Genomic DNA, 8824 nt, shown 5'->3' with positions numbered 1-8824 from the left:
CCTGCTCATCCACGAACCACTCCTGGAACGCCAGAATCGAACGCGGAAAATCAGGTTTGGGCACACCTCACTCTAGCTGAGCTAAGCGGATACGCACTAGAGCCGTTTTACAGCAATATCTCCGTCGAATTGGTTCGGCCCGGGGCGGGGGCCGGGGGGCTACCGGGTGACGGCGGCGCGCAGCGGCGCGGTCGCGAACGCGCGCATGCCGTCCTCGAACGAGACGGACGGCGCCCAGTCGAGTTCGCGGCGGAGCCGTTCGGAGGACGCCGTGATGTGCCGCACGTCGCCGAGCCGGAATTGCCCGGTGACGACGGGAGCGAGGCCCTCGGTGGCCCGGCTGAGGGCCGCCGCCATCTCGCCGATCGTGTGCACGACGCCGCTGCCGACGTTGAACGGACGGAACGTGGACGGCTCCGCGCATTCGGTCCAGTCGAGAGCGGCGAGGTTAGCGGACGCGACGTCGGCCACGTGCACGAAGTCGCGGCGCTGGCCGCCGTCCTCGAACACGCGCGGGGCCTCGCCGCGTTCCAGGGCCGAGCGGAACAGCGACGCCACGCCCGCGTAGGGGGTGTTCTGCGGCATCCCCGGTCCGTAGACGTTGTGGTAGCGGAGGGCCACGGCCCGGCCGCCGGTGGAGCGGGCCCACGCCGACGCCAGATATTCCTGTCCCAGCTTGGTGCTCGCGTAGACGTTGCGCGGGTCGAGCGGGTCCTCCTCGGAGACGAGCACCGGTTCGAGCCGTTCGCCCGTGGCCTGGTCGACCGGGTCGAACACGCCCCGGAGCAGGTCGGCCTCACGGCGCGGCCCGGGGCGGGTGAAGCCCCCGGCGCCCCGGTAGCTGCCCTCGCCATAGACCACCATCGAGGAGGCCAGGACGAGCCGGTCGATCCCGGCCGAGGTCATCCCCGCGAGCAGAACGGCCGTGCCGACCTCGTTGCTGTGCACGTAGTCCGGGGCGTCGGCGAAGTCCACACCGAGGCCGACCTTGGCGGCCTGGTGACAGACGACATCCGTGTCGCGCAGGGCGAGGGCGACGACGGATGCGTCGGTCACGTCGCCGACGATCACGTCGACCTGGGCGGGCAGCACCGGGAGGCCCCCGTGCACATCGCTGCGGAGGGAATCGAGCACCCGCACCTGCCAGCCCCGGTCGAGGGCGGCCTGCACGATCGCGCCGCCGATGAAGCCGGCGCCGCCCGTGACGAGCAGTCGCCCGGTCATTTGGCGACTCCGGCCGGGACGGCGGAGACCGGGACGGCGGAGACGGGGACGACGGGGACGACGGCGTCAGGGACGACGGGGACGGACGCGTCGGTGCTGGCCGGGAGGTCGGCGGCCGAACCGGGCCGGCGATCGAGCACGGCGCGCACGTGCTCCGGGGCGATCAGTTCCCGCGGCGCGAATTCTTGCGGCAGGGCGCGCAGGATTCCGTCGATCGCGGCCAGGATGCGCGGCTGGGCGGCCCGGAGACGCGTGAAGACCAGGCCAGCGGACACGGCATCGGGGTCGGCCGCGCCCGGCTCATCGGCGGCGGGGGCCAGCCCGGCGTCGGCGTCGGTGACGAACGAGAGGTTCACCATGCCGATATTGAGCTCGGCGGCCAGCACGACCTCCGGGTACTGCGTCATGTTGACGGTGTGGGCGCCCGCGGCGCGGAACCACAGCGACTCCGCCCGGGTCGAGAACCGGGGTCCCTGGATCACGACGACGGTGCCGGTGGGCGCGAAGTCCTCGTCCTGGGCCGTGAGCGCGGCGATGGCGAAGCGCCGCAGTTCGGGGTCGAACGGGTCGGCCGCGGCCAGGTGCGCGACCGTGCCCCGGTCGTAGAACGTGTCGGCGCGCCCGGTGGTGCGGTCGATGAACTGGTCGGTCACGACCAGCAGCCCCGGCGGGTACTCGGGGCTGACGCCGCCGACCGCCGAGGAGGAGATGATGGCCGTGACGCCCAGCGAGGCCAGCGCCCAGATGTTGGCCCGGTAGTTGATCAGGTGCGGCGCCACGCTGTGGTCGCCGCCGTGACGCGGCAGGAACGCGACGCGACGCCCGGCTCGCTCGCCGATGGTGATCGACGACGAGGTGGGGCCGTAGGGCGTGTCGATATCGACGGACACCACCGTGCCGGCGTCGAAGAGCCGGTAGAGGCCCGATCCGCCGATGACTGCGACGCGCACCTCGTCGACGGAAGGTGGGCGGGAAGGGGTGGACGACTCGGTCACGGATGTCTCCAGGGGTTCACGAACACGTCGGTTCGGTTTGCCGGTGCCGGGCAGGGGCCGCCGGATAGTGGCTAGTGCGAATAGACGCGGATCGGTGCGGCCAGGGGTCCGGCCTGACTCAGCGGGAAGGATGCCATCAGGCCGTCCCCCGCGTAGGTCACCGACGCCACCGTCGAGGAGCCGCCGGAGACCACGTAACTCCCGCCGGCGGTGAGAGGCAGGGTCGCCGTGCGACCCTCCGCGACGTCGACCGTTGCCGGCTCGCCCGAGCGGGGGCTGACCGTGTAGGTGGCGGCAGAGCCGCCGGTGTTCACGAGCACGAGAGTCGGGACCGGACCGGAGGCGACGGAGACCAGGAACTCCTCGTCGAGGGTGTCGGAGGCCGTGAACCACGCGAAGTCGCGGCCCGGGGCACCGGCGGACGAGCTCTGGGCGGCGGCCACGATCGGCTGGTCGGACACCAGGGCGGCCGAGTACATGCCGGGGGCTAGCCCGGTCAACGGCACCTCGGTGGTGAGGCCGGGCTGCACCTCGATCTGAACCGAGGTTCCGGGCGCCGAACCGTCGGCGCTCGTGACCCCGACCTCGACCGTGGCCGGCAGATCGCCCGGGACGAGGACGCGCACCGACGGGACGCCGTCGGCGAGGCCGCCGGCCTCGGTGGGCGCGGCCTCGGGAGCCTCGGCGGTGATCAGCAGGCCGGCGATGGTCTGGGTGCGTCCGGGGCCGGACGAGGCGCCGAACACGTCGACGCCTCCCGGTGCGATGCCGCGCACGATGCTCTGCTGGAGGTTGGCCGTGACCTGCCCGCCCCGCGACTGCACGTGCACCACCGGTGACCGGAGGTTCGGGGCCAGTCCGGCCAGGGAGACGATCCGCTGCGAGCCGGCCTGAACGAGGATGCCGGTCGAGCCGGGGGCATCCACCTGGCCGGTCTCGCCGAACACGGTCAGGTCCACCGTGGCCGTGACCGTGGTGGGGTTGCTCAGCAGCACGAGGCTGGTGCGGCCGATGTCGGTGGAGCCGCCGACCAGCCAGCTGTCGCTGGCCGCCTCGGAGCACGCGGCGATGGCGAGGCCGCCGAGCGTCTCGCTCGCCACGGTCTCGGACTGGCTGCCGGACACCAGCGGCGCCGCGTCCACGCCCGCCTCGACCGGGACGCGCAGGAGCAGGGGCGCGCCGTCGATGTCGCCCTTCGCGTTGTCGGGGGCGGTGAGAGGCGAAACCTCCGGGTCGGTCCAGCCCGCGCCGGACGCGACCGACCGGGTGGCATAGACGGCCTCGGCGCTGCCGACGGAGCTGGCGGCCTGGGCCTGGGTCGAGTCCTCCGCGAGCGTGAGGAGCGGGCCGGGGCACACCCGCTGCTGCTCGCTCGGCGTCGGCGACACGAGAACGGAGGGCGGGGCCTTTTCGAGGGTCGGCCAGGGCACGACGGCCGCCGCACCGACGCCCGCGACGACGATGACAAGGCCGACGGCGCCCACGAGCGCGCGCGCACCGAACAGGGCGATTCCGCGTTTACTGAGCAATGTGCTCCTCCTCCTGGAGGGTCGCCGTCTCGGTGGTGCCGGGGTGGCCCGTTGTGTCGGCGGTGTTGACGGTGTCGGCGGTGTTGACTGTGTCGGCGGTGTTGACTGCGTCGCCGGCGTCGGGCGTGGCGGACCCGGATGCCGCGGCATCCGTCGGAGCGGTCGGAGTCACCGTCTCGGCCGTGCGGGGAGTCGATTTCCGCCTCCCCGGGGTTCGGGCGGTGCGCTTCTTCTCCTTGGCCTTCTGTTTGGCCCTGGCCCTCGCCGTTTCGCGGATCGCGTCCCGGCTGGCCTGCCGCACGGCCTCCGGGCCGGCGCCCGTGGGGATGGACAGCAGCACGGTGGCGCCGATGACCACGGCGGCCACGAGCAGGGAGATGACGCCGAGCGGGCCGCCGGGGTGAGACGGGATCGTGCCGTTCGGACCGGCGCCGACGACGGTCTCGTCCCGCCAGAGCCGGCCGAATGCGGTGTCCCCCACCGGCGACAGCGCCGCGTTGCCGTCGAGCGCAGTCATCGTGCGGCCGGCGGTCTCGGCCGCGGCCGGGGTGACCGGGGCCTCGGAACCGGGACCGGCGGGCGTGACGGCGGCCGGGCGGAGCAGCACGAAACGGATGCCGAAGTCCGCCAGGCCCGCCGCGGTGTCCAGGCCGCTGCGTGAGGCGAGGTTTCCGGCCAGGTCGGCGAGTTCCCTTTCCTTGCCGCTGAGCGTTCGATCGGTGCTGCTGAGGGTGGACTGGGCGTTGAGGGTCGTGCCGGGACCTCGGACGATGGTCGCCAGGATGCCGCCATCGGGCTGCGGCACGATCTGCAGGGTGCCGACGCGGGCATCCGTCTGGGCCTCGGCGCTGACGAATGCGGGCTGGGTGCGGTCGATGCCCTCGCGCACGACGCTGGTGCCGAGCGGCAGGGCCGCGACCAGCGGCGCCACCACGATGATCAGGGCGACGACCGCGGTGACGGCCGGCGCGACGGCGAACCGGCGCAGTCCGCGGAGCGCGAAGACGACGGCGCCGACCAGTCCCAGCCAGTAAAGGCTGAGGCCGGCTCCGGGCCAGATGCTCGGGGTCTGGGCACCGATCGAGGACAGCTGGAGGCTGCCGGCGGCGACCGCCGTGGCCAGCCCGAGCAGCGCGGCCAGGAGGGAGAAGGCGGCGCCGCGCGCGCCGTGCAGGAAGAGGGAGAGGCCGCCGAGGACGGCGAGCGGGATCAGCAGGACGGGCACCAGGACGGAGGCGTGCACGCCGGGCAGGCCGAGCATTTCGAGCAGCGGAGCCCAGCCACCGAGTTCACCGGACGGGAAGCCGAGGAGCAACTGCCAGCCGGGAACGCTCGGGCCCGGCACGGGCACGCCCGGGTCGGCCAGCAGGGCCAGCCAGGTGCCACGAAGTCCCTGGTCCAGGATCAGCGGTGCCGCGAGGGCCAACGCCGGCAACGGGATGCCGATGAAGCGCATCACGCTGCGGCCGCTGACCAGCACGGTGATCAGCCAGGCGGCCAGGAGCGCCGGTGTCAGCGACGGCGCGCAGGCCACGATCGCCGCGAACAGGAGGGCGGCCGAGCCGGCGGCCGACCAGGAGCGGGCCGCCGCGAAGCCCGCGAAGAACAGCCACGGCAGAAGCAGGTGCACCAGGATCGCGGCCGGGCGGCCGGCGGCGATGGCGCTGAGGAAGGTGGGCGCGAGAATCCAGAGCACGGCGGCGACGGCGCGCAGGGACGCGCGCTCGGTGAGGCGGCTCGCAGCGAGCCAGGCGCCGAGCGCGGCCAGGGGCAGGGCGAGGAAGTAGAGGAGCACCAGGGAGAAGGAAGGTGCCCAGAAAGTGAGCGAGCCCAGCACGGCCAGAACCGCGGCGAACGGGTCGGCGGCACCGACGAAACCAAGCCCGATGTCCCGCCAGCCGTAGCCGACGCTGCCCCAGAGCTCGGCCAGGGAGTCCGACAGGGGCAGCAGCCCGCCGCCGGTGAGGGTGCGGGCGCCCAGGAGCGGCGCCAGGAGCACCACCCCGGCGATCGCGGCCGCGAGCACGGTCCAGGCGCCGCCGCCGGAGAGGAATCGGATGTCCGGACGGTCTCCGCGCACGCCGGTCACACTGGCTTCGCGCTTGAGCGCGTGGCGACGGCGCACTTCGGCCGAGGAGACGCGCAGGGACGCGATCGATCCCCAGCCCAGCTTGCGGGTGGCGGCGAACCGGCGGCGCGCCGCGCTGACGCGGATCCCGCTGAAGGCCGCCGCGAACGCAGCCGAGAACTCGCCCAGGATCGCCCCGGGTTCCTTGCGCAGCAGCTGCCCGATCGACCGGAGCAGCGCCAGGGGAACCAGTGCCAGCCAGTGGACCGGGATCGTCCACGCCGGGGCGTAGACGAGGCGGCGGTGGAGCTGGGCGGCCCGCATCGCGCGCAGCCGCTTGCGGCGGGCACGCCCACGGGAGGACCCGCTCGTGCCGGCGACGCCGTCTCCGGCCGTGGCGATCCGGGCCGACGCGACGCCGGAGACCCGGTAGCCGGCCATGCGAACGCGCACGCAGAAATCGAGGGCGTCGTCCGCGGAGGGCAGGGCGGGGTCGAAGCCGCCCAGCTGATCCCAGACGGTGTGGCGCACCAGCATGCCGCCGGCGCTGACCGCGAGCACGTCGCCCATGCCGTCGTGCTGCCCCTGGTCGAGCTCGCTCTCCACCAGTGTCACGGTGGAGCCGCCGGGGGTCATCGATTGACCGAAGTTGTGGATGTAGTCGCCGGCGTGCCAGTCCATGACCTTCGGTCCGGCGACGGCGACGGATGGTGCGATCTCCAGTTCCCCGAGCAGCGCGGCCAGCGCACCGGGCTCCGGGGCGCTGTCCTGGGCGAGCAGCCAGAGCATCTCGCCGTCGGACGTCGGCGGCGGAAGGATCCGCGCGGCCGTCGCTATGGCCTGCCCGAAGGTGAGGTCCGCGCCCGCGGAGATGATGTGGGTCGGCCCGAAGGCGGCCAGCAGGTCGGCCGTCTTGTCGGAGGACCCGCAGTCGACCGTGATCACCACGTCCGGTTGGCGCGTCTGGCGACTCAGCGCCTCGAGTGTTCTCTCGAGGTGTTTCGCGCCGTTCCGGGCGACAAGGATGGCCGTGACTCTCGCATGCATATCGACCCCAGCCTAGGTCGGATCGGGCCCGGTGAGGCTCAATTGCGAAGGCGAGCCCGAAATCCGTCGCCCCGGATGCGGTCTCGTGTCAGCTCGCGCGCTTGCGCAACTTGCGGCGCTCGCGCTCGGACAGGCCGCCCCAGATGCCGAATCGCTCGTCGTTGGCGAGCGCGTACTGCAGGCACTGGGTTCTCACCTCGCACGAGGAACAGATCTTCTTCGCATCGCGCGTCGACCCGCCCTTTTCCGGGAAGAAGGCCTCCGGGTCGGTCTGCGCGCAGAGCGAGTCCGACTGCCACGACAGCGGATCGCCGTCGCTGTTTTCCGTGCGAACCCCGGGAACACCCAAACGGACAGGATCGATGAACCAATCCTCGGGTACCCCGGAACGAGAATCTGATAGCGCCATATCGTCTCCCACCCCACTGCAAAATGTGCCCAAAATTACGCTAAGCCCTAATTACAGCCGTGTAATTCCCTGCCGTCAAGTCGCAGATAGTAAACCCTCAATATTTGCTGGAGGGTTTCGACTCGCCCAAGAGCGAAAATCGATCAGGATTGCGGGGCGGATGCGGCCTGCCGGGACCGCCAGGCGCTCTGCACCATGTCCTCGAGGGTGTGCCGCATCATCCACTGCAGGTCGCGTGCCGCCAATGCGCCGGAGGCGACGATGCGATCGGGGTCGCCCTGCCGGCGCGGCCCGATCACCGGGGCGAAGTCGATCCCGGTCACCGCGGCCACGGTGGTCATGATCTGGCCGACCGAGACGCCGTCGCCGCTGCCGAGGTTGTAGACGGGCAGCACGGGCTCCCCCGCGTCCAGGCGCCGGGCCGCGGCCACATGCGAGACGGCCAGGTCGGCCACGTGGATGTAGTCCCGCACGCAGGTGCCGTCGGGGGTGGCATAGTCGTCGCCGTTGATGCTCGGGGTGCGGCCGTCCATCAGGGCGTCGAAGACCAGGGGGAACAAGTTGTGCGGGCTGGTGTCGCGCAGTTCGAGCGCGCCGGAGCCGACCACGTTGAAGTAGCGCAGCGCCGTGTAGCGCAGACCCGCCGCGACGGCCTGGTCGCGCAGCAGCCACTCGCCGATCAGCTTGGACTCGCCGTAGGGCGACTCGGGGCTCTTCGGGGTGTCCTCGGTGACCAGGTCGGCGTGCGGGGTGCCGTAGACGGCCGCGCTGGAGGAGAATACCATCCGCGGGACGTCGGATTCCTGCATCGCCGAGAGTAGGACGGCCATGGCCGTGACGTTCTGTTCGTAGGTGTGCAGCGGGCGCTGCACGGAGACTCCGGCGTACTTGAAGCCCGCGACGTGCACGACTCCGGTCACGGAGTGTTCGGCGAAGGTGCGCATCAGCAGATCCCGGTCGAGGAGGGTGCCCTGCACGAACGGGACCGAGGCCGGCACGAACTCGACGTGCCCGCTGGAGAGGTCATCGATGACGACGACCTCGATGCCCTCTTTCAGGAAAGCCCGCACAATGTGGGAGCCGATATAGCCGGCGCCGCCGGTGACAAGCCACGCCATCTGAACCTCACAGGATCGGGCGGCAATCGCGCATTGCCGCGCCTTAACCCTAGCGCGAGCGCGGCAGATCCTCCGGGTGGATGTTGCGCCCGGCCAGCTCCTTGCGGCCGTAGCCGTCGGCGCCCAGGCTGTGCAGAGTCGCCAGCACGGCCCACAGCATGAGGGCGCCGAGTACCAGCAGAATGATGATGGTCATGGCAGAAACTCTAGGTATTGCGACTTTCTGCTGCGAGTGGCACGATTGCCAGAAATCGACACATTCCTGCCAAAAGGGGCAGTGGCTGCGGGCGCCGGCCTTGCCGGCGGGTGTGGCTGCGGGTGCGGCTGCGGCTGCGGCTGCGGCTGCGGGCTGCGGCTGCGGCTGCGGCTGCGGGCTGCGGCTGCGGCTGCGGCTGCGGGCTGCGGGCTGCGGCTGCGGCTGCGGGCTACGGGCT

General features: G+C 71.8%; 7 protein-coding genes. All 7 read right to left on the bottom strand.

What is annotated here, in order from left to right; genetic code table 11:
• Positions 1–159 precede the first annotated feature (159 nt).
• The 7 genes from E3T37_RS05250 to E3T37_RS16730 all read right to left on the bottom strand — a co-directional run bounded on the left by E3T37_RS05250 (position 160) and on the right by E3T37_RS16730 (position 8586).
• Positions 160–1224: an NAD(P)-dependent oxidoreductase gene (locus E3T37_RS05250; RefSeq protein WP_134365770.1), complete on the bottom strand. Its 1065-nt coding sequence runs from the start codon at positions 1222–1224 to the stop codon at positions 160–162.
• Positions 1221–2219, bottom strand: a complete 999-nt coding sequence (locus E3T37_RS05245; protein ID WP_134365769.1) for an MTAP family purine nucleoside phosphorylase — start codon at positions 2217–2219, stop codon at positions 1221–1223. Before E3T37_RS05245 ends, E3T37_RS05250 begins: the two co-directional genes overlap by 4 nt.
• 71 nt (positions 2220–2290) lie before the next feature.
• On the bottom strand, positions 2291–3748 hold the full coding sequence (locus E3T37_RS05240) for a DUF5719 family protein (protein WP_134365768.1): 1458 nt from the start codon (positions 3746–3748) through the stop codon (positions 2291–2293).
• Entirely contained in the window at positions 3738–6863 is a 3126-nt protein-coding gene (locus E3T37_RS05235; protein WP_134365767.1) for a glycosyltransferase, read from the bottom strand. The genes E3T37_RS05240 and E3T37_RS05235 overlap by 11 nt, the downstream gene beginning before the upstream one ends.
• Before the next feature lie 88 nt (positions 6864–6951).
• Positions 6952–7272 carry a WhiB family transcriptional regulator gene (locus tag E3T37_RS05230; protein ID WP_134365766.1) on the bottom strand — a complete coding sequence of 107 codons (321 nt, stop codon included), beginning with the start codon at positions 7270–7272 and terminating at the stop codon, positions 6952–6954.
• Positions 7273–7415: 143 nt separating this feature from the next.
• On the bottom strand, positions 7416–8390 hold the full coding sequence (gene galE / locus E3T37_RS05225; RefSeq protein WP_134365765.1) for a UDP-glucose 4-epimerase GalE: 975 nt from the start codon (positions 8388–8390) through the stop codon (positions 7416–7418).
• Positions 8391–8439: 49 nt separating this feature from the next.
• A complete protein-coding gene (locus tag E3T37_RS16730) occupies positions 8440–8586 on the bottom strand; it encodes a hypothetical protein (RefSeq protein WP_160141052.1) in 147 nt (48 codons plus the stop codon).
• Between the last annotated feature and the right edge of the window lie 238 nt (positions 8587–8824).

This window comes from Cryobacterium sp. TMT2-10, from assembly GCF_004403075.1.
In the GTDB taxonomy this organism is placed as follows: Bacteria; Actinomycetota; Actinomycetes; order Actinomycetales; family Microbacteriaceae; genus Cryobacterium; species Cryobacterium shii.
This window is presented reverse-complemented; position numbering and strand designations above follow the sequence as displayed.